Here is a 19,889-nt window from a genome sequence, read left to right as displayed (position 1 = left end):
CGTGTCACAGACGGAGGTAGGGAAGTGGATGATCCGGAGGCCGCCATGATGCGGATGCTCTACGACGAGCATGCTGCTGCGCTATGGCGCTATGCCCTGCGGCTCACGGGTGATCGGGCCCGGGCCGAGGACGTGGTGCAGGAAACGTTGCTGCGTGCGTGGCGTCATAAGCCTGACGGTCTTCTCGCAAGCGCTCATCCGCCTGATGCCGCTCCAGATACCGAACGTTCGGCACGGGCGTGGTTGTTTACGGTGGCGCGAAACATGATCATTGATGAACGCCGAAGCGCCCGCTTTCGGAACGAAACCGGGGTGCCCGACCCCGAACAGGTGGCAGAGCATTCAAAGGCTGCCGCCACCCCAGACAAAGTGGACAACGCGTTGGACCGAATCCTCCTGACCACGGCATTGAGCCAACTATCCGACGAACACCGGGCAGTGGTCCGCCGGGCGTACTACCAGGGCTGGACCACCGGGCAGATCGCGGACGATCTGCATATACCCGAGGGCACCGTGAAATCGCGGCTGCACTATGCGGTACGCGCACTGAGACTGAACTTGCAGGAAATGGGGGTGACACGATGACACGGTTCGATGTGCCCCACATCCCTGATCCGGCTGAGCTCGACAAGTACCGGACCTGGGATGCGGCCTACGTGCTGGGTTCGCTGGAAAGCAGCGAGCGACGCGAGTACGAGGCTCACCTGGATGGCTGTGCGCAGTGCCGTTCCGCGGTGGCCGAGTTGACTGGCATGCCCGCTCTACTGGCCATGCTCGATCTGGACGACGTGCTCGCCCTCGAATCCGAACAGCCCGATCCGCCGCTGCGGCCCGAGGTGTTGCAGTCCGTGCTGGCCAAGGTCAGCTGGGGGCGGCGCCGGTCGCGCTGGGTGACCACGGCCGCCGTGGGTGTGGCCGCTGCGCTGCTGGCGCTCGGTGTGGTGGTCGGCATCCGCCCCGAGGTGTTCGGTCTGCACAGCGGTTCCGAGCAGCAGAGCGCCCAGATGCTGGCGATGAGCAAGGTCTCCGACACGCCCATCAACGCCAGCATCGCGATGACCAGTTACTCCTGGGGGACCCGCATCGACATGGCCTGCAGTTATGGCAGCTGGGGCAAGCAGGACGCGCCCCCGCAGAATCTCGGCATGATGGTGGTCGGCCGGGACGGCAGCCGCAACGAGGTCGCGACGTGGATCGGGTTGTCCGGCGCCACCGCACTGCCCAGCGGCAACACCCAGATGCCGATGTCGGATATCGCTGCGGTGCAACTGGTTACGTCGCCCGAAGGCAAGGTACTGCTCGAAAAGCAGCTCTGAGCGAGCGCCGAGCGTCCGGTTCGGTTACGGCGCTCGGGGCAGCCCGGGATCCTTGTGAGCGCTCAGCAGGAAGCCGGACATCACGATATGACCGGCACCGTCACGCTCCACCCCGGGCGCTGACGCCGGCCCGCCGGCGCCGGCAGCCGGGTTGTCGTTGCCGTACAGCTTGGCCGGGCGCACCTCGTCGACCGTCCAACAGGTGGCGACGGTGTCGCGCAATTCGTCGGCGGTGAAGCCGTTGGGTCCGGGTACTTCGCCGCCGAAGGGCCTCGCCGCGAAGGCCAGGATGTACAGTTCCGCGTTCGGTGCCGAGGCCCGGTGGATGGCCTGGATGTAGGGCCGGCGCCCATCGATCGGTAGCGCGTGCAGAAGGCCGCTGTCGATCACGGTGTTGAACCTGCCGTCGTAACCGGTGAAGGTGGTCATGTCGGCTTGCGCGAAACTGGCTGTGGTCAAGCCACGTTCGGCTGCGGCCGCGGCCGCAGCTGCGATCGCCGTCGGGCTGGAATCCAGTCCGACCACGGTGAAACCCCGCTCGGCCAGGGCCAGCGAGAGTGCGGCATGGCCGCATCCGGAGTCGAGCACCTCGCCGCGCACCTTGCCCTGCTCGATCAATCGCGCAAGCTCCGGCTGTGGGGCACCGATGCTCCACGGCGGCGGCGTTTCCTGACGATAGGCGTCTTCCCAATCGATACCCGGCTGTGCCATCCGATGCCTCCGATCACGGGGTCCTGCGGTCCCCGGTAACAACAACCCCCGTCCTCCACTATCCCCCTCGGTTCCGGCTGATCTTGATGATGTCCTGAGCATTTCCTGCGGTGTCGCCGGGAGTTCGGACGAATCGGTCCCCACGGTGAACCGCCGCCGCCCACTGGTCGTGTCACTGGCAGAGCACGGAAGTAGGTGACACATGGTCAAGGCGCACAGGGTGGTGGACCACATCGTCGGGTACCTGGCCGCAAATGGGATCTCGCACCTCTTCGGGGTGGACGGTGCCAACATCGAGGACCTCTACGACGCGGCCTACTTTCGTGACGACATCACCGCGGTGCTGGCCAAACACGAATTCTCCGCTGCCACAATGGCAGACGGTTACAGCCGCAGCGGTGCCGGGATCGGCGTGGTGGCGGCGACCTCCGGTGGCGGCTGCCTCAACACCGTGCCCGGCCTCGGGGAGTCCCTGGCCAGCCGGGTTCCGGTGCTGGCCCTGATCGGGCAGGCACCGACGACACTCGACGGCCGCGGGGCCTTCCAGGACACCAGCGGCGACAACGGGAGCCTGGACGCGTACGCCCTGTTCTCGGCGGTCTCGGTCTACTGCCGCAGGGTTCTGAGGCCCGCCGACATCCTCACTGCGCTGCCCGAGGCGCTGGCAGCCGCCCGAACCGGCGGGCCAGCAGTCCTGTTGCTGCCCAAGGATGTTCAGCAGGCCGATGTGGCTTGCGTGGATGGAGGCGGCGTCAACGGACGAGCCAACGGGAGCGTCTACCTGGCCGGAGCGGGCATCCACTTCGGCGATCCGCAGGTGCTCGAACAGGCGTTGCGCCGGGCCGACGGGCCGATCACGATCATCGCCGGCGAGCAGGTGGCCCGCGACGACGCTCGCGCCGAACTCGAACTACTTCGGGCGACACTGCGCGCACGGGTGGCCACCGTCCCCGATGCCAAAGACGTGGCCGGCACCCCGGGACTCGGCTCCTCCTCCGCACTGGGGGTGGCCGGTGTGATGGGACACCCCGGGGTCCCTGTCGCCGCTGGTCAGAGTGCTTTGTGCCTGCTGGTGGGGACCCGCATGACGGTGACGGCTCGGGCCGGTCTGGACAGCGTGCTGGGCTCGGTGCCGACCTACTCGATCGGCGCCCAGGTGCCCTTTCCGTCGTGCACCCATGTCCACTCGGGCGACCTGCGGGAATCGTTGACACAGCTGGCCCGCGCGTTGTCCGGGACTGACCGTCCGACCCAGGTCCGGGTGCCCGACCACCTGCCGCGCACCGAACTGCGCCCACCGGACCACGACGGTCCCGGTATCCGGTACCGCGACGCGATGGCAGTGCTCGACGCAGACCTGGCCGATGGCACCGACATCGTCGTCGACGCGGGCAACGTGGGGGCCTCGGCCATCCACTACCTGCCAGCCCGACGTGACGGCCGCTTCATGGTGGCACTCGGCATGGGCGGCATGGGCTACAGCTTCGGTGCGGGGATCGGGATGACGTTTCACCGCGCCTCTGACACAGCCACCACCGGCACCGCAAGGCGCACCGTCGTTATCGCCGGTGACGGCTCATTCTTCATGCACGGCATGGAGATTCACACCGCGATGCAGTACCGGCTGCCGATCACCTTCGTATTGTTCGACAACCACGCGCACGCCATGTGCGTCACCCGCGAGCAGCTGTTCTATGAGGACCACTACTCATACAACAGGTTCGGCCCGAGCCGGCTCGGTGCCGGACTGGCCGCGATGTTCCCCGGTCTGCCCGCCTACGACGTCGCCGACGTCGGCCACCTACCCCGGGCATTGGGTATGGCGCTGGACACCGACGGTCCGTCGGTGCTCAGCATCGAATGTTCAGCCGACGAAATCCCGCCGTTCGCAGCATTTCTCGCCGCCGACAGCATCCCTTCCAATCCAGAGGAGAACAGGACCCATGTCACTGCCCGCGCTTGAAGACATCACGGTCCATCGGGGTACCCACACCCCGCTGGATGGCCTCATCCGGATCGAGACCTCACCGAAGGAGCAGGCCACCCCGATCATCATGGACATGATGCGGTCGGTCTACCCGCACGACCAGGTGTTCGGTCAATACTGCACGGTCAACGACTACATCGAGTGCCCACCCGACGAGTTGTTCGACTACCTGTCCGACACCCGATGCCTGGAGGAGTGGACCTACAGCCTGCGCGGTTTCACCCCGACCGAGGAGCCCGGGCTGTGGCTGGCCCACGACCGGCTCGGCGCCGGCCCGTCGGGGCCCGGCAGCGCGATCTACACCCGCACGGTGGCCCACCGCGACGCGCTGACCGTCGACTACCACTGCGCCTGGGATCAGGGCAAGCACCTGTGGATGATCTACCTGATGCGCATCGTCGACGCGCAGGTGGTCTTCGACAAGCCGGGTTCGGTTGTGCTGTGGACGAATTGCCATCATCCCTTCTACGACGAGAACCCGTACCCGGAGACCGCGCCCCCAGCGCGACCGGTGTGGGTGGGGGATTTCTGGGACATGTTCGGCCCCGGCCACCTGCTGGAGTTGCGAAACCTCAAGGCAATTGCCGAATACCGGCACCGCAACGGCCTGTCGGTCACCCCGGCCTGGATGAAGTGAGGTTCAGCCATGACTGAGCAGACACCCGTCAGCCTCATCGACGTGTCCACCTACCTGCCCGGTGACCCGGTCAGTGCCGACTACTACGCCGGGTTCGCCGAAACCGACGAGCTGGCCGAGAACGTGATGTTCCGGGCGCCGCGGTTCCGTCATCACGTCGGGCCCGACGAAACCGCGATCGACATGGTGGAGCGGGCGGCCGCCGGATTGATCGAGCGGCACGGCGCAGATGTCATCGCCGGGGCCGACGTGTTGATCACTCACACCCAACTGCCCGACATGCCGTTCTACGGTGGTGGCGGCGCCATGGCCCACCGGCTGGGCATGAAGCCCAACTGGGTGATCGACCTACACAACGGTGGCTGTGCTGCGTTCGTTCTGGGGCTGAAAGTGGCGCGCACCCTGTTGCGTTCGGGTGAGGGCCGGACCGCGGTGATCGCGATCGCCCAGAACTCGGCGGGCCAGGTGTTCGATCAGGAGACCATCCGGCGTAAGGCGCAGGCGGCGGTTCCCGGCGACGGGGCCGCGGTCGGGTTGGTGACGCTGTCCGATGCGTCACCCATCCTCGACGTCGAATGCCGTACCTACGGGGAGTACGCGGGCGATATGACCGTCGTCATGGACCCTCCGCGCAAATGGTGGCAGGCCGGCCCGGGGGAGGCCTGCATCGGGTTCACCGAGAGCAAGATCACCAAGGTGCTGGCACGGGGCAACCGGCAAGTGCCCGAGGTGTCCTATACGGTCTGCGATCGAATCGGTGTGCAGCCCAAGGATATCGATCTGTTCGTCACCAACCAGCCCAACCGCGTGTTCCTGCGGAACTGGCGCGACGCGTTGGAGTTGCCGCCCGAACGACACGTCGACACGTTTGATGAGTGCGGAAACCTGTTCGCCGCAGGAATTCCCGTCAACTTCGACCGGGCCGTCACCGGCGGTCGGGTGAAGGCCGGCGATACCGTGCTGATGGCCGCCTTCGCCCACGCCGGTGACTTCGCCGGCGCCGCCGCCGTGCGCTGGGGCGGCCGCGACGACGCTGGGGACGCGTGATGGTGGCTCCCCGCTCGGCACTGCTCGACGCTGTCGGGGCGCTGCCGCAGGCGGTCAACCCGCTGGCACTGTCGCTCAACGAATGCCCTTTTCCGCCGTTGCCCGCAGTGCGTTCGGCATTGCGGGCATGCGATGAGGCCGCCAACCGGTATCCGGAGTTCCTGCCACAGCGGTTGCGCTCGCTGATCGCCCGTCATGACGGGATAGCCGAGGAGCAGGTGATCGTCGGAGCCGGCGCGACCGGGGTCATCATGCAGGTGCTGCATGCGGTGACCAGCCCCGGTGACACCATGGTGATGGCGACTCCCACCTTCGACGGCTATCCGATCTTCGCCCAGATGGCCCGGTTGCGGACCGTCACCGTTCCACTCGATGAACACGGCAGGCACGACCTCGACGCGATGGCCGAGGGGGCCCGGCAGGCCAGGGTGGTGGCGGTCTGCCGGCCGCACAATCCGACCGGCACGATCGAACCGGCCGCTGAGATCGAGCGCTTCCTGACCCGGCTACCCGCGGACACCGTCGTCCTGTTGGACGAGGCATACGTGGAGTTCCTGGCCGCCGAGCACCGCATCGACGGACCGACCCTGGTCGCCAGGTTCGGCAATGTCGTAGTGGTGCGCACCTTTTCAAAGGCCTACGGTCTGGCCGGGCTTCGGATCGGCTATGGGTTCTGCGCACCGGACCTCGCCCGCGAGCTGTGGCGGATGCAGTTGCCGTTCGGGATCGGGATCAGTGCCCAGGTCGCGGTCGCGGCGTCCTATTCTGCGGAAAGTCAACTGCGTCAACGTATCCGGATGATCGCCGCGGAACGGCGCTATCTGCAGATGCGGTTACGGGCGCTCGGCGTCTACAGCACCGACGGGCAGGCCAACTTCCTGTTCCTGCCGGGCCGACCCACGCCGTGGCCGGAGGTGTTCGACGGCAGCGGACTGCAATTGCGTCACTACGCCGACGGCGGGGTGCGGATCACCGTCGGATCGCGGCAGTCCACCCGGGCGGTGCTGAGCGCGGTGACCGCTGCCAGTTGAGGACCGGCCGGCCGGACCCGATGCGCGCAGAATGCGCGGTACCCGCGGGACGATGCGGTAAGAAGAGGCGTGACCTCGCCACCAGACAAGCGTGACCCGATCGCGCAGGCCCGCGCCAACTGGGAGGCGGCCGGTTGGGGCGAGGTGGCCGGCGGAATGGTCGCGGTGACCTCGGTGATGCGGGCCCACCAGATCCTGCTGGCCCGGGTGGAGACCGCGCTACGGCCATACGATCTGAGCTTCTCGCGGTTCGAACTGCTGCGTCTGTTGGCCTTCAGCCGGGCCGGCGCGCTGCCGATCACGAAGGCCTCCGATCGCCTTCAGGTGCACGTCACCAGCGTCACGCACGCGATCCGGCGCCTGGAGGCCAATGGTCTGGTGGAACGGGTCCCGCACCCGACCGATGGGCGCACCACGCTGGTCCGCATCACCGAACTCGGGCGATCGACGGTCGAGGACGCCACGGTGACCTTGAACGAGCAGGTGTTCGCCGATGTCGGGATGTCGGACGAGCAGTCACGTGCGCTGGTCGCCTCGATCGAGACCCTGCGCCGACACTCCGGTGATTTCTGAGTCGGCTTTGTGGCTACCCCACTAGCGTTGAACGCAGTGGAGGGGAGTGTCGATGAACGCCAAGCGGGTGGGTGCGGCGCTCGGCGCCGCCGCTGTGGTATTGATGGCGGCCTGTAGTACCACGACTTCCGGGACGGCCACCGCCCCCGACGACGTCACGCCGTTCACGGCGACATCGACGGCGCCCAAGCGAACTCTGACTCAGGTCCCCAGGCCGACCACCGGCTCGCCGCGCGGTTCCGCGGGGTTGCCGCCGGAAGCGTTCGCCGAGGTCCGCGCCGCCGGCATCCAGGGTTCCGACAACGCCATCGGTGATCAGCTGATGATGGCCTGCATCATGGCCGGCGGCAGCTTCAACAAGACCAAGCAGGATGTCGTCAACGTGCTGACACAGATGGGCAGCAAGCTCCCGCCCGACGCGCTCATGACAATCGTGAACGTGGCGCTCAAGTACGAGTGCCCCGAACTCGCCGGGAAACTGGGCGGTTAATCGGCGACCTTCAGGCTGAGAAACTCCGGGGCCTTGATCACCCGGCGCAGCATGAAGCGGATGAACGCGGGCATGTCGGTGGCCTTGTCGTCGGTGTACACCTCGGGTGCGGTCAGCCGGTAGGTGTGGCGGCGCGACTCCAGTTCGCACCCGCCTGCGGCCAGTACATTGCGCACCCAGTCGGCCTGCGGGCCGTAGGTCAGCGCGATGACGTAGCCGTGCTCGCGGCGGAACGCCCACAGTGGCGTCCGGAAGGTGCGGCCGGACTTGCGTCCCCGGTGGATGACCACCGCCCACCCCGGCGCCCATGGCGCGATGAACCGGGTGAGCCTGTTCAGGCCGATCTTGTTGGCTTGTGCGACCCATCGCGGAGCGGGCATCAGATAACTCCTCAATTGTGGAATTAATGATCCGAGCGTAATCCGGGCCCGAGCAAGAAGTCAACGACTGTAGAATTTCGGGACTATGCCGCCACGTGGACGACGACCGGGACAGCCCGGAACCCGTGACGAGCTGGTGGCCACTGCCCGGCGGATGTTCGCCGAGGGTGGCTACGACAAGACCTCACTACGCGATATCGCGGCGGCCGCACAGGTGGACCCGGCCCTGATCCGGCACTACTTCGGCAGCAAGGCCGACCTGTTCCGGGCCACCGTCGGCTGGCCGTTCGACCCAGAACAATTCAGCGGACGCATCCTCGACGAGGGCCCCGACGGCCTCGCCGAACGGCTGACCGAGGCCTTCTTCGAACTCTGGGAACATGCCGACACCCGCGCGCCCCTGTTGGCGATCCTGCGCGGCGCGGCCACCCACGAGGAATCGGCAGCCCTGGTCCGTCAGTTCATCGAGCAGCGGCTCTACCCGCAGATCGCCAGCGCGTTGCCCGGCCCGGAGGCCGAACTACGGGTGGATCTGGCCATGGGCCAGCTGCTGGGCATCGCCTATCTGCGCCACATCCTGCGTATCGAGCCGATCGCGTCGCAATCGACCGAGGAGTTGATCGCCCGCGCAGTGCCCGCGGTGCGGGCACACCTCCAGGAGAGCTGACGGCACTTACGTGATCGGGGACGGCAGCGGGATGGAGGCGGTCACGGTGGTGCCCGCGCCCGGCCTCGACCGGATGTGCAGCCGGCCGCCGACGATCTCAGCCCGCTCGGCCATCGACAACAATCCGTAGCCGCCCATCTCGTCACTTCCCAGCGGGTGCTCGAAGGTATCGAATCCTTTTCCGTCGTCGACGATTTCGAGCCGGGCCACCCCGTCGTCGACCGAGAAGGTGAGTCGGGCCCGATCCGCCTCGGCGTGTTTGATCACGTTCTGCAGGCATTCCTGGGCGATGCGGTACAGCGCCAGCTCGATATGGTCGGGCACCCGGGTCTCGGCGAGGTCGACGTCGATGGGGATCCGCGGGATCGAACGGGCCAGGCTGGCCAGTCCGCCCGACAGACCCAGATCGTCGAGCACCGGCGGGCGCAGCCCGCTGATCGCGGCCCTGGCCTCCTGCAGTGTCAGCGCCACCAGCTCGCGCGCAGCCGCCAGCTGTTCGGCCACCGTGTCCGGGTCGACCGCTCGGGCCGCGGCGTCGAGCCGGTACGACAGCGTCACCAACCGCTGGGAGATGCCGTCGTGAATATCGCCGGCCAGCCGGCGCCGCTCGAGTTCCTGCGCCTCGATCACCTGCTCGACGAAATTCTCGTGTGCGCGCTCGCGCGCCACCAGCTGGCGGTGCAGTCGGGCCTGGTGCAACGCGCCTGCGATGAGCCGGCCGATCACCAACAACAACTCCACGTCGCGCGGGGTGAACTCCCGGCGGTCGACGGTGTGCACGTTCAGCACCCCGACCAGCCCACCCGGCCCGGTCTCCATCGGGACCGACACCATCGAGGTGAAGTCACGCCCGCGCAGCGATTCGAAGGGCATGTAGCGGGGATCGGACTCCTTGTCGTGGCTGATCACCACGGGCTGCCGGTGGCTGGCAACCCACCCCGAGATGCCTTGCCCGAGCGGCAGTCGGATCTTGCCGATCTCGGCGTCGAACGGCGGCGTGGCCCCAGCCAGCGTCAGGGCGCGGTCGGAATCGTCGAGCACGTGCACGAAGCACACGTCGGTGGCGGTCGACGCGGTGATCATCCTGGCGGCCGCGGCGGCCAGCGGCTCCACTCCCGGACCACTCGATGCGGCCCGGATGAGCTCACGCAGCAGCGCCAGTTCCCCCTCGGCGGTCAGCTCGATGGGGCCCGGTTCGGAGCTCGCGTCGCGTCCCGGCTTCTCTGGCTCGGCGTTCACTGGTAGATCCCCTCCCGCAGTGCAGTGGCCACCGCGCCCGCCCGGTCGCTGACCCCGAGCTTGCGGTAGATGGACCGCAGGTGGGTCTTCACGGTTTCCTCGCCGATCACCAGCTTGTTGGCGATCCCGCGGTTGGACAGGCCCGCGACCACGAAGGACAGGATCTCGCTCTCGCGCTGGGTCAGTCCCTGCCGGACACCGGGCCAGAACTCGTCGCGTTGCAGGCGGGCCGCGGTACCGGCCGCCCGCGCCGCCATCCCCGGATCGATCGCGGTCTGCCCGCTGTGGGCGAATTCGAGCTGGCGGACCAGCTCGTCGCTGCTGATGCTCTTGAGCAGATATCCCGACGCACCCACCCGCAGCGCCTGGAACAGGTATTGCTCGTCGTCGTAGACCGACAGCATGACCACCTTGCGGTCCGGGTCGCGCTCGCGCAGCACGCGGCACAGATCCAGTCCGCTGGAACCCTCCATGCGGACGTCGCACAACACGATGTCGGGGTCCAGCGTCTCGATCACACTCAGCGCCCGCTCCGCGCCGACGGCCTGACCGACCACCTCGACTCGGTCGTTGAACACAGCAAGCATGGCCTTGAGACCCTCGATGACCATTTCGTGGTCGTCGACCAGCACAAGGCGCACTGGATTGGAGGGCGCCATGGCATCACCCTAAGGGTGGCACCGCAGTCGGTAGATCAACTTGACCGGCCCAATCCCCCGTAGGGGGGACGCGCGACAGATGTGACGTGGGCCACTCTCATGTGGTGTCGTCAACACAAGAGAAGTCATGGCGGGCCGGACGGTTCTGGTGGGACTGTTCGCAGCCTGATCCGAGTGCCCATCCACTGCGTGCGGTGATCCTGGACCTCGATGCGTTGTCGGATGTGGACGTCGACGGGCATCGCGTCGTCTTCAACGCCGCCTTCGCCGCGCACGGTCTGCCCATTCAATGGGGTGTCGCGCGTTACCAGCAGCTTCTCGCGCTGCACGACGAGCGCCAGCGGGTCACCGCCGAGTTGCGCAAGCGGTGCGTGGGCCCGGACTGCGATGTGCTGACCGAGGTGCTCGCCGACGAGATCTGCATGACCAAAGACATGATGTTCGACGAGATGATCCTCGACGCCGGCCTGACGCCTCGGCCGGGTCTGGAGGACCTGATGAACGACGCGTTCCTGGCCGGGCTGCCGGTCGGGGTGGTGGCCGCAGGCCGTCGGCGCTGGGCCGAACCCCTGGTGCGCCAGCTCGTCGGGGACGGTCTGGTGGAAACCGTCGTCACCATCGACGACGTGAGTGGACCCGGCGCCGAGCTCTACCGGCACGCACTGGCCGAGCTGGGCGTGGCAGGCCACGACGCATTGGCCATGGTGGGCTCGGTCGCGGGCCTGCGGTCGGCCAACGCCGCAGGGATGGCGGGCGTCGTGATCGACCCCGACGCCAGTCCGGTTTCACCCGGCGCGGTTGCGGTGCGGCCGGACTTCGCCGGCTCCGATCCGCTGCGGCTGCCGGCCTGCCAGCGCCTGCACACCCAGTGGTGGGTTCAGCGCAGCCCGACTGCTGCATAGGTTTTCGCGCCGTCCGCGTTCGTAACCGGGTGGCGGCCAAACACGAATTTCACCGCCACCCGGTTACAAGCGCGAGGCTGTCGGTGGCTGCGGGCACACTTCTCCCGCATGGTGGAGCCGTTCATCGGCAGCGAGGCCGTCGCGGCCGGCAGGCTGACACGCCACGATCTCCGTGCCCGGTTCGTCGCGGTACACAAGGACATCTATGTCCCGCGCGGAACCCGGCCCACCGCAGTCCTGCGAGCCAAAGCCTGCTGGCTCCGGTCGCGGGGGCACGGTGTGCTGGCCGGCTACTCCGCGTCGGCGTTACTCGGCGCGCGCTGGATTGATCCGGCGTTACCCGCCAACATCATCGACACCAATCGGAGACGGTCCCCGGGTGTCGTCGCGTGGGCCGACACGATCGACGACGACGAAATCTGTCAGATCGGCGACATAGGGCTGACCACTCCCGCTCGCACCGCAGTCGATCTGGCCCGCCGGCTGCCCGAGGACACCGCGGTGGCAGCGATCGACGCGCTGGCTCGTGCTGCCCGCCTGAACGTCGCCGAAATCGAAACAGCCGCGCAGCGGCACGCCGGCCGCAAGGGCATGAAACAGGCGCGCGCGAGCATCGCCCTGGTCGATCCCGGCTCGGAGTCTCCGCAGGAAACCTGGCTGCGGCTGTTGGTCGTTCGGGCAGGGTATCCGCCACCGCAGACACAGCACCCGATCTACAACGAGTACGGCGCGTTGATCGGAGAGGTAGACATGGCCTGGCCCGAGCTGAAGATCGCCATGGAATATGAGGGGCAGCACCACACCGATCCCGATGTCCTCCGGAGGGACGTCGCCCGCTTCGACGCAATGATCGAAATGGGTTGGATCGTCATTCGAGTCACGTGCCGCGACGGCGAGGCCAATCTTCTCGGCAAGCTTGCCAAGGCGTGGGCCTCACGTTCGTAACCGGATGGCGGCGAAACGCGAATTTCACCGCCACCGCGTTACGAACGCGGGCTACGAATCAGGTGCGGAGCGTCTCGATCACGGCGCTGAAGTCCTTGTCGGCATTCGACTCAGCGAATTTCGCGTAGATCTCCGCCGCATGCGTGCCCAGCGGTGCCGATGACCCCGTGGATTCCACGGCCGCCATCGCCAGTCCGAGATCCTTGTTCATCAGTGCCGTCGCGAACCCCGGCTTGAAATCATTGTTGGCCGGGGAGGTCGGAACCGGCCCGGGCACCGGGCAATTCGTGTGAACGGCCCAGCAGTTGCCGGTCGCACCGGTGATCACGTCGAACAGTGCCTGTTTGTCCAGACCGAGCTTCTCGGCCAGGACGAATGCCTCTCCGACGGCGATCTGCTGCACCGCCAGCACCATGTTGTTGCACACCTTGGCGGCCTGGCCGGCGCCGGCGGCACCGCAATGGATGATCTTGCCCGCCATGGGTTCCAGCACAGGCCGCGCGGCATGAACTGCTTCATCGGTACCGCCGACCATGAACGCGAGCGTGCCCGCCACCGCGCCCTTGACCCCGCCGGAGACCGGGGCGTCGAGCTGGGCGAAGCCGTGCTCGAGGGCAACCTTGTGCACCTCGCGGGCGTCGTCGACGGAGATCGTGGAGCTGTCGATGAACAGGGCTCCGTCGGCGGCGGCGGGCAGCACCTCGGCGTAGCAGCTCTTCACCAACGCCCCGTTGGGCAGCATGGTGATCACCACGTCTGCACCGCTCACTGCCTCGGCGCCGGTGGCGAACACGTTGACGCCGTTGGTCTTTGCCGACTCCTGCGCGGCAGGCACCGGGTCGAAACCGTGCACGGTGTGCCCGGCGGTGACCAGGTTGGCGGCCATCGGCCCGCCCATGTTGCCCAGCCCCAAGAACGCGATCGTGCTCACGTACGTCTCCTATGCAGAGTTGCGGGCGCGGCTCGATTCCGAGCGACCGATGACCACGCGCATGATTTCGTTGGTGCCCTCAAGGATGCGGTGCACCCGCAGATCCCGGACGATTTTCTCCAGACCGTACTCACGCAGATAGCCGTAGCCGCCGTGCAACTGCAGCGCCTGATCCGCCACCTCGTAGCAGGTGTCGGTGACATACAGCTTGGCCATGGCGCACAACGTCACCTTGTCGGGGTGGTTTGCATCCAGGGCAGACGCAGCCCGCCACAACATGTTTCGTGATGTTTCCAAACCCATGGCCATGTCGGCGAGGGTGAACCGGATGGTCGGCTCGTCGAGCAGGGCCCCGCCGAACGCCTGCCGGTCGGCCAGGTAGCTCAGCGCCTTGTCGTAGGCGGCCTGTGCTCCGCCCAGTGAGCAGGCGGCGATGTTGATCCGCCCGCCGTTGAGCCCGTTCATCGCGATGCCGAACCCGGTGCCCTCGGTGCCGCCGAGCAATGCGTCGGCCGGAACCCGGACCCCCTCGAAGATCACCTGTGCGGTGGGCTGGGCGTTCCAGCCCATCTTCTGTTCCTGTGCGCCGAAGCTCAGCCCGGGCGCGTCCTTTTCGACGACGAACGCGGAGATGCCCTTCGGGCCGTCCGCTCCCGTCCGGGCCATCACCACATATACATCCGAGCTGCCGGCCCCCGAGATGAACTGCTTGACCCCGTCCAGCACATAGTCGTCACCGTCGCGCACGGCCCGCGTCCGCAGCGCGGCCGCGTCCGAGCCGGCACCCGGTTCGGTCAGGCAGTAACTGGCGATGGCCTCCATCGACGCCAGCCTGGGCACCCAGGTCTTGCGTTGCTCCTCGGTGCCGAAACTGTCGACCATCCACGCGCACATGTTGTGGATGGACAGGAACGCCGCCAGGGTGGGGTCGGCGACTGCGAGCTGCTCGAAGATGCGTACCGCATCCAGGCGACGCAGCCCGCTGCCGCCGGCGTCCTCGCCGCAGTAGATGGCGCCCATGCCGAGTTCGGCCGCCTCGCGCAATACGTCGGTGGGGAAGTGATGGGTCTCATCCCATTCCAACGCGTATGGCGCGATGCGCTTTTCGGCGAACGCGGCCGCCGTGTCGGTGATGACACGGTCGTCCTCGCTCAGGCTGTACGGGTCGTTCAGATTCACGGGTTGGCTACTTCATGGTCGGGATGACGAACTCGGCGCCATCCTTGATGCCCGACGGCCACCGCTCGGTGACGGTCTTGGTCTTGGTGTAGAACAGGATCGAATGCGGCCCGTGCTGGTTGAGATCGCCGAAACCGGAACGCTTCCAGCCGCCGAAGGTGTGGTAGGCCACCGGAACCGGGATCGGCACGTTGACGCCCACCATGCCGACCTGCACGCGTGAGACGAAATCGCGGGCGGCATCGCCGTCGCGGGTGAAGATCGCCACGCCGTTGCCGTACTCGTGCTCCGACGGCAGCTTCAGCGCCTCTTCGTAGTCATGCGCCCGGACGATGCACAACACCGGGCCGAAGATCTCGTCGGTGTAGATCGACATGTCGGTGGTGACGTTGTCGAACAGGGTGGGGCCGATGAAGTAGCCCTTCTCCAGGCTCGCGTCACCGAAAGTCAGCTCGCTGCTGGCCCGTTCGCGGCCGTCGACCACGAGTTCGGCACCGGCCTCGACGCCCTGGCCGATGTAGTCGCGCACCCGCTCCAGCGCGGCGCCGGTGACCAGTGGCCCGTAGTCGGCCTTGGGATCGAGGCTGTGCCCGACCCGTAGCTGGTTGACCCGCTCGACGAGCCTGGCGCGCAGGCGGTTCGCGGTCTCTTCACCGACCGGCACTGCGACGCTGATGGCCATGCAGCGCTCGCCGGCGCTGCCGTAACCGGCGCCGATCAATGCGTCGACGGCCTGGTCCAGATCGGCGTCGGGCATCACGATCATGTGGTTCTTCGCACCGCCGAAGCACTGGGCCCGCTTGCCGTGGGCGGCCGCGCCCGAATAGATGTACTGCGCGATGTCAGAGCTGCCGACGAAGCCGACGGCCTTGATCTCGGGGTGCTCGAGGATGGCGTCGACGGCTTCCTTGTCGCCCTGCACCACCTGGAACACACCGGCGGGCAGACCCGCCTCGATGAACAGCTCGGCCAGCCGCAGCGGCACCGAGGGGTCACGCTCGGAAGGCTTGAGCACGAACGCATTTCCGCATGCCAGCGCCGGGCCGGCCTTCCACAGCGGGATCATCGCCGGGAAGTTGAACGGGGTGATGCCCGCGACCACGCCCAGGGGCTGGCGGATCGAGTACACATCGATGCCGGTGCCCGCGCCCTCGGTGAACTCGCCCTTGAGCAGGTGGGGGATGCCGACCGAGAACTCGATGACCTCAAGGCCGCGCTGGATGTCGCCGTGTGAGTCCGCGACGGTCTTGCCGTGCTCCAGGGACAGCATCTCGGCCAACTCGTCGGCATTCTGGTGCACCAGTTCGATGAACTTCATCAACACCCGGGCGCGGCGCTGCGGGTTGTAGGCGGCCCATTCTTTCTGGGCCTCGACGGCACCGGCGACGGCGGCGTCGACATCGGCGGCCGACGCCAGGACCACCTGTGCCTGCACCTCGCCGGTGCTGGGATTGAGCACATCGGCGGTACGGGTCGACCCGGCGGTGGTGCGCTGGCCGTTGATGAAGTGGGGAATCTGTGTAGTCATGACATTCCGTCCAGGATTGTGCGCAGTGGTGGCAACTCGGGGCTCACCCGAGATACTTGGATATCCTAGTAATTGGTCGGAACCTTTGGCAAGGGTGCTGGTGGTCTGCTGTGCGGTCTCGGCACGGAACCACACGCATCACCGTGGGAGGTGGGTCAGTCGAGTGAGACCGGGTCGCCGATCTGCAGGGTGCCTGCGGTGAGCACCTGAAGGTACGTGCCGGCGCACGGCAGAAGGCCGAGGCCGAAGGCGTCGACCCGATTCTCGGCTGCGGGAGTCCGGAGCGCGTGTGGCGCCCGGGGCAGAGCACCGTGCTCGAGGGTCGGAATGACGCAGCGGGGAGTTGGTCCCATGGCCCGTAGCCGCACTCCGCCCACGGTGAGGATCTGATCGGTCCACTCGTTCTCGGCGTATGCGGGAAAACCGGGTGGCGTGGCGATCACCAGATTGGGCCGGTAGCGCGCGGCCTCGACGCCGATGCGCTCGAGGGTCGCGGTGGTGACGGCATGCACAGGAGCCAGATCGGTGAAGGAGTCTCCCGGGGTTGCCAGACCCAGCTCCAGGATCGGAGCGTCGACCTCTGCGTCGACGCCTTTGTCGAGCACTTGATCGGGGTCTGCGCGCTCGATGGAAGCGCCGGCGGGCCTGCTGTCGATCAGTCGGACCGACCGCCCCACGAACTGTGACAACACGTCGTCGACACCGTCCTCGTCGGTCGTCGTCGTGCTGCCGTCCGGTAGGTGGATGCGTACGCGCCGCTGTTCGGTGACAGCGCCGCACGACAGGAGGGTCCGCCATAGCCGGGCCTGCTTCGCGCTCGCCACCCGGCCGCTGGATTCGTCGATGAGTGCGAACTTTCGGTCACCCTCTGCTCCGCCGGCGTTGACGGACAACGTTTCCACGCTCTCCCCGAGCATTGACTTGATCGGATACCGGTACAGGCTCTCGACCCGCATGTGCTCAGCTGCATCGGCGCTCATGGACCGAAGATAGCCGGGCCGAGCGGCATGGCGGGCTGCTCTTTAAATTACGGAACGGTATCGTTACTATATTCTTGTGTCCTTCTCGGATGAGAACCCCGATGTGATCGTGGTCGGCGCCGGCCCTACGGGGCTGACGTTGGCCTGCTCGTTGCGCCTACATGGCATCTCAGTCCGCGTCGTCGACCGCGCGCAGGGGCCGGCGATCACATCGCGGGCCAACTTCCTGCACGCGCGCGGCTCGGAAGTGCTGGGCCGCATCGGCGCGCTGGGAACGCTGCCCAGCGAGTCGTTACGCGCGATGCGCATCACCACCTATCTCGGCGACCGTCCCGTGATGACCCTGGAGTTCGGCGACCCCGGCATGCGGACCGCCGCACCGCCCATGGTGGTGTCGCAGGCCAAGGTCGAAGCGGCGCTGCGGGCCCGACTGGCCGAGCTCGGCGTCGAACCGGAATGGGGCCGGGGTTTGATCGCCGCGCGAGAGGACGGCGACGCCGTCGTCGCCGAACTGTCAGATGGTGAACGCGTCCGCGCGAAGTGGCTCGTCGGATGCGACGGCACCTCCAGCGTGACGAGGCAACAGGCGGCCATCGGGTTTCCCGGCGTCAAGCTCTCCGAGCGTTTCCTGCTGGCCGACGTGCACCTGGATTGGGACGTGGACCGCAGCGGGACGACCGGGTGGATCCACCCCGACGGGTTGGTGGGCGCGATGCCGATGCCGGACCCGAGCGGTCGTGACGATCTGTGGCGTTTGTTCGTCTACGACCCCATCTCGGACCAAAAGCCGAGCGACAACGAGATCCGCGCACGCATCGAATACGTTGTGCCGCAGCGGACCGGGCGCAGTGTCAGCGTCGGAGACGCCGAGTGGCTGTCGGTGTTCACCGTTCACCGCAGACTCGCCGACAGATACCGCAACGGGCGGATCCTCATCGCCGGGGACGCCGCGCACGCCCATGCGCCGTTCGGCGGGCAGGGCATGTTGACCGGTATAGGCGATGCCGAGAATCTGGCGTTCAAACTGGCCCTCGTGATACGAAAGCTCGCCTCCGACAAACTGATCGACACGTACGCGGCCGAGCGCAGGCCTCTGGCCACCGAAGTGCTGCGCGGGACCAGCGCGGTGACCCGGATGAACGTGGCCAGCAACCGGGTGGGCCGCTTCCTGCGCGACCAGGTGGCCATTCGACTGTTCGGCCTGTCGTTCATCCAGCGGTGGACGACGTACACCACATCGCAGCTGTGGGTGAGTTATCGGAAAGGTCCGCTCGGCGGTGGTGGCCACAAACCGCGACCAGGGGATCGCATTGCCGATCGGCAGTGCACGCGCGCGGACGGCACCGCCACCCGGTTGCACAGTGAGCTCGGCGGCCGTTGGGCGCTACTGTTGCCCGACGGCGTGCCCCATGACCTCGAACTCCTGCGGGTTCACCTAGGCGAATTCGTCGTGGCGCTGCACCACGGCGGCACAGAGGCCATGCTGATCAGGCCCGACGCCCACCTGGCCTGGCGGGGGAGTCCCGCCGACAAGGCCGGCCTCGACCGTTGGCTGGCAACAGCTTTGAGCTCAGGGTCGGTACGATGACCACGCCGCCCGGCCGGGGCCGGCCGCGCGATGCGGGCGCCGATCGCGCGATCCTGCAGGCAGCGCTGGACCTGTTCATCGAGCGTGGTGTCGAGGGTTCCAGCATCGAGCAGATCGCCAAGCGCGCCGGTGTCGGCAAGCCGACCATCTACCGGCGGTGGTCGACCAAGGAAGAGTTGATCGCTGCGGCCATGGAGACGTTGATCGCCGAAGAGGTGGGCTGGGCCTCACCGGAGGAGATCGATGTCGAGTCGCCCTACGAACTCGTCGAGGCGGCCATAGAAAGCGCCGCCGTCACGACGACCACGCCGCACTACCGGGCGCTGGTCGCCCGAGTTCTCGGATCGGCGGTCAGCCATCCGGCGCTCATGGCGGTGTACTGGGACCGCTACATCGCGCCGCGCCGCAAGCTCGCCGCTCGCTTACTTGAGCGCGCACGCGAGTGTGGAACTGTGCCTGCCGAAACCGATTTCGACGTGTCGATCGACATGATGGTCGGTGCGATAACCTACCGCGTGCTGCAACCCGACCCGCCCGACACCGAGGAGATGCGCCGCTATCTGCGGGCCGTCTACCGTCAGGTCGGCTTGCTTCCCTGATCGTTCTGGTGCTGCCAGCGGTCGAGGACAGCGGGAAGTTCGGCCATCAGGAACGTGTAGAAATCGCGCATCTGCGTCAGTCGGTGATGGGCCGGGCTGGTGCGGTCAGCGGCGGCGATGCCGGTGTCCGCGGCGGCCTGCATTGCCGCGATCGTCTCGTTCTGGCTGGTGAACAGGACCGCCCAAGCGTCGTCGCGTAAGCGGAAGTGCTCACGCCGGCTTGCCGGGGCGGGAACCCGCTCGGCAAGGCCGACGGACGTGAGCATCTTGAGTGAACCCGAGATCGCCCCGGCGCTGGCCTGCAGGGTCTCGGCCAGTTCGGCCATCGTGACGCTGGGTTGTTCGCTGAACAGCAGGGTGGCGAGCACGCGGGCGGTCATCTTCTGCATGCCGTGACTGCTGAGCACCAAGGCGAGTTGCTCAGCCGACTGCTGCAGATCTGTGGACTTTGACACCGCCGAATCCTCCTCGCCAAGAAAAGGCTTCAATAATTACTGAAA

22 protein-coding genes are annotated in these 19,889 nt (G+C 67.0%); 13 read left to right on the top strand and 9 right to left on the bottom strand.

Features of this window, described 5'->3' with window-relative positions:
* Positions 1 to 24: 24 nt before the first annotated feature.
* Positions 25 to 585: a sigma-70 family RNA polymerase sigma factor gene (locus A5779_RS15270; RefSeq protein WP_064883246.1), complete on the top strand. Its 561-nt coding sequence runs from the start codon at positions 25 to 27 to the stop codon at positions 583 to 585.
* A complete protein-coding gene (locus A5779_RS15265; RefSeq protein ID WP_064883244.1) occupies positions 582 to 1,316 on the top strand; it encodes an anti-sigma factor family protein in 735 nt (244 codons plus the stop codon). The genes A5779_RS15270 and A5779_RS15265 overlap by 4 nt, the downstream gene beginning before the upstream one ends.
* A gap of 24 nt (positions 1,317 to 1,340) precedes the next feature.
* On the opposite strand, the gene A5779_RS15260 is transcribed toward A5779_RS15265, so the two are convergent.
* Positions 1,341 to 2,027 (bottom strand): class I SAM-dependent methyltransferase, encoded by a 687-nt coding sequence (locus A5779_RS15260; protein ID WP_064883241.1) that lies wholly within the window; start codon positions 2,025 to 2,027, stop codon positions 1,341 to 1,343.
* Positions 2,028 to 2,229: 202 nt separating this feature from the next.
* Between A5779_RS15260 and A5779_RS15255 the strand changes: the two genes are divergently transcribed.
* From A5779_RS15255 to A5779_RS15230, 6 genes are all read left to right on the top strand, one after another.
* A complete protein-coding gene (locus A5779_RS15255; RefSeq protein ID WP_064883239.1) occupies positions 2,230 to 3,990 on the top strand; it encodes a thiamine pyrophosphate-binding protein in 1,761 nt (586 codons plus the stop codon).
* Positions 3,971 to 4,651, top strand: a complete 681-nt coding sequence (locus A5779_RS15250; protein WP_064883237.1) for a hypothetical protein — start codon at positions 3,971 to 3,973, stop codon at positions 4,649 to 4,651. The genes A5779_RS15255 and A5779_RS15250 overlap by 20 nt, the downstream gene beginning before the upstream one ends.
* 9 nt (positions 4,652 to 4,660) lie before the next feature.
* Positions 4,661 to 5,698, top strand: coding sequence for a 3-oxoacyl-ACP synthase III family protein (locus tag A5779_RS15245; protein ID WP_064883235.1), 1,038 nt, complete (start codon positions 4,661 to 4,663; stop codon positions 5,696 to 5,698).
* On the top strand, positions 5,698 to 6,729 hold the full coding sequence (locus tag A5779_RS15240; RefSeq protein ID WP_064883233.1) for a pyridoxal phosphate-dependent aminotransferase: 1,032 nt from the start codon (positions 5,698 to 5,700) through the stop codon (positions 6,727 to 6,729). The genes A5779_RS15245 and A5779_RS15240 overlap by 1 nt, the downstream gene beginning before the upstream one ends.
* Before the next feature lie 69 nt (positions 6,730 to 6,798).
* Positions 6,799 to 7,302, top strand: coding sequence for a MarR family winged helix-turn-helix transcriptional regulator (locus A5779_RS15235; RefSeq protein ID WP_055109908.1), 504 nt, complete (start codon positions 6,799 to 6,801; stop codon positions 7,300 to 7,302).
* Positions 7,303 to 7,354: 52 nt separating this feature from the next.
* Positions 7,355 to 7,792 (top strand): hypothetical protein, encoded by a 438-nt coding sequence (locus A5779_RS15230; RefSeq protein WP_064883231.1) that lies wholly within the window; start codon positions 7,355 to 7,357, stop codon positions 7,790 to 7,792.
* Here the strand turns inward: A5779_RS15230 and A5779_RS15225 are convergent.
* Entirely contained in the window at positions 7,789 to 8,172 is a 384-nt protein-coding gene (locus tag A5779_RS15225; protein WP_064883230.1) for a nitroreductase family deazaflavin-dependent oxidoreductase, read from the bottom strand. The genes A5779_RS15230 and A5779_RS15225 overlap by 4 nt on opposite strands.
* A gap of 85 nt (positions 8,173 to 8,257) precedes the next feature.
* Here A5779_RS15225 and A5779_RS15220 point away from each other — a divergent pair, with 85 nt between their 5' ends.
* Complete coding sequence (locus A5779_RS15220; protein WP_064883228.1) at positions 8,258 to 8,839, top strand: TetR/AcrR family transcriptional regulator; 582 nt, start codon at positions 8,258 to 8,260, stop codon at positions 8,837 to 8,839.
* 6 nt (positions 8,840 to 8,845) lie between these two features.
* Here the strand turns inward: A5779_RS15220 and A5779_RS15215 are convergent, their stop codons facing one another.
* On the bottom strand, positions 8,846 to 10,024 hold the full coding sequence (locus A5779_RS15215; RefSeq protein ID WP_064883286.1) for a GAF domain-containing sensor histidine kinase: 1,179 nt from the start codon (positions 10,022 to 10,024) through the stop codon (positions 8,846 to 8,848).
* Positions 10,025 to 10,074: 50 nt separating this feature from the next.
* Positions 10,075 to 10,737 carry a response regulator gene (locus A5779_RS15210; RefSeq protein ID WP_064883226.1) on the bottom strand — a complete coding sequence of 221 codons (663 nt, stop codon included), beginning with the start codon at positions 10,735 to 10,737 and terminating at the stop codon, positions 10,075 to 10,077.
* Between the two features lie 104 nt (positions 10,738 to 10,841).
* Between A5779_RS15210 and A5779_RS15205 the strand changes: the two genes are divergently transcribed.
* Both A5779_RS15205 and A5779_RS15200 read left to right on the top strand, forming a co-directional pair.
* Positions 10,842 to 11,639, top strand: a complete 798-nt coding sequence (locus A5779_RS15205; RefSeq protein ID WP_064883284.1) for an HAD family hydrolase — start codon at positions 10,842 to 10,844, stop codon at positions 11,637 to 11,639.
* A 108-nt stretch (positions 11,640 to 11,747) separates the two neighbouring features.
* Positions 11,748 to 12,584, top strand: a complete 837-nt coding sequence (locus A5779_RS15200) for an endonuclease domain-containing protein (protein WP_064883224.1) — start codon at positions 11,748 to 11,750, stop codon at positions 12,582 to 12,584.
* A gap of 58 nt (positions 12,585 to 12,642) precedes the next feature.
* On the opposite strand, the gene mmsB is transcribed toward A5779_RS15200, so the two are convergent.
* The 4 genes from mmsB to A5779_RS15180 all read right to left on the bottom strand — a co-directional run bounded on the left by mmsB (position 12,643) and on the right by A5779_RS15180 (position 17,202).
* The gene (gene mmsB, locus A5779_RS15195) at positions 12,643 to 13,515 is read right to left on the bottom strand and encodes a 3-hydroxyisobutyrate dehydrogenase (RefSeq protein WP_064883222.1); all 873 of its coding nucleotides are present in this window, start codon (positions 13,513 to 13,515) and stop codon (positions 12,643 to 12,645) included.
* A 9-nt stretch (positions 13,516 to 13,524) separates the two neighbouring features.
* A complete protein-coding gene (locus A5779_RS15190; RefSeq protein WP_413784921.1) occupies positions 13,525 to 14,688 on the bottom strand; it encodes an isobutyryl-CoA dehydrogenase in 1,164 nt (387 codons plus the stop codon).
* A 13-nt stretch (positions 14,689 to 14,701) separates the two neighbouring features.
* Complete coding sequence (locus A5779_RS15185) at positions 14,702 to 16,222, bottom strand: CoA-acylating methylmalonate-semialdehyde dehydrogenase (RefSeq protein ID WP_064883217.1); 1,521 nt, start codon at positions 16,220 to 16,222, stop codon at positions 14,702 to 14,704.
* Positions 16,223 to 16,377: 155 nt separating this feature from the next.
* Positions 16,378 to 17,202: an MOSC domain-containing protein gene (locus A5779_RS15180; protein WP_064883215.1), complete on the bottom strand. Its 825-nt coding sequence runs from the start codon at positions 17,200 to 17,202 to the stop codon at positions 16,378 to 16,380.
* Positions 17,203 to 17,278: 76 nt separating this feature from the next.
* On the opposite strand from A5779_RS15180, the gene A5779_RS15175 reads away from it, so the two are divergent.
* Both A5779_RS15175 and A5779_RS15170 read left to right on the top strand, forming a co-directional pair.
* Positions 17,279 to 18,790, top strand: coding sequence for an FAD-dependent monooxygenase (locus tag A5779_RS15175; protein WP_064883213.1), 1,512 nt, complete (start codon positions 17,279 to 17,281; stop codon positions 18,788 to 18,790).
* Positions 18,787 to 19,389 (top strand): TetR/AcrR family transcriptional regulator, encoded by a 603-nt coding sequence (locus A5779_RS15170; RefSeq protein WP_064883211.1) that lies wholly within the window; start codon positions 18,787 to 18,789, stop codon positions 19,387 to 19,389. Before A5779_RS15175 ends, A5779_RS15170 begins: the two co-directional genes overlap by 4 nt.
* Here the strand turns inward: A5779_RS15170 and A5779_RS15165 are convergent.
* On the bottom strand, positions 19,368 to 19,826 hold the full coding sequence (locus A5779_RS15165) for a GbsR/MarR family transcriptional regulator (RefSeq protein WP_064883282.1): 459 nt from the start codon (positions 19,824 to 19,826) through the stop codon (positions 19,368 to 19,370). The two genes, A5779_RS15170 and A5779_RS15165, sit on opposite strands and share 22 nt — an antisense overlap.
* Positions 19,827 to 19,889 lie beyond the last annotated feature (63 nt).

The organism is Mycolicibacterium peregrinum, from assembly GCF_001665625.1.
Classification (GTDB): domain Bacteria; phylum Actinomycetota; class Actinomycetes; order Mycobacteriales; family Mycobacteriaceae; genus Mycobacterium; species Mycobacterium peregrinum_B.
This window is presented reverse-complemented; position numbering and strand designations above follow the sequence as displayed.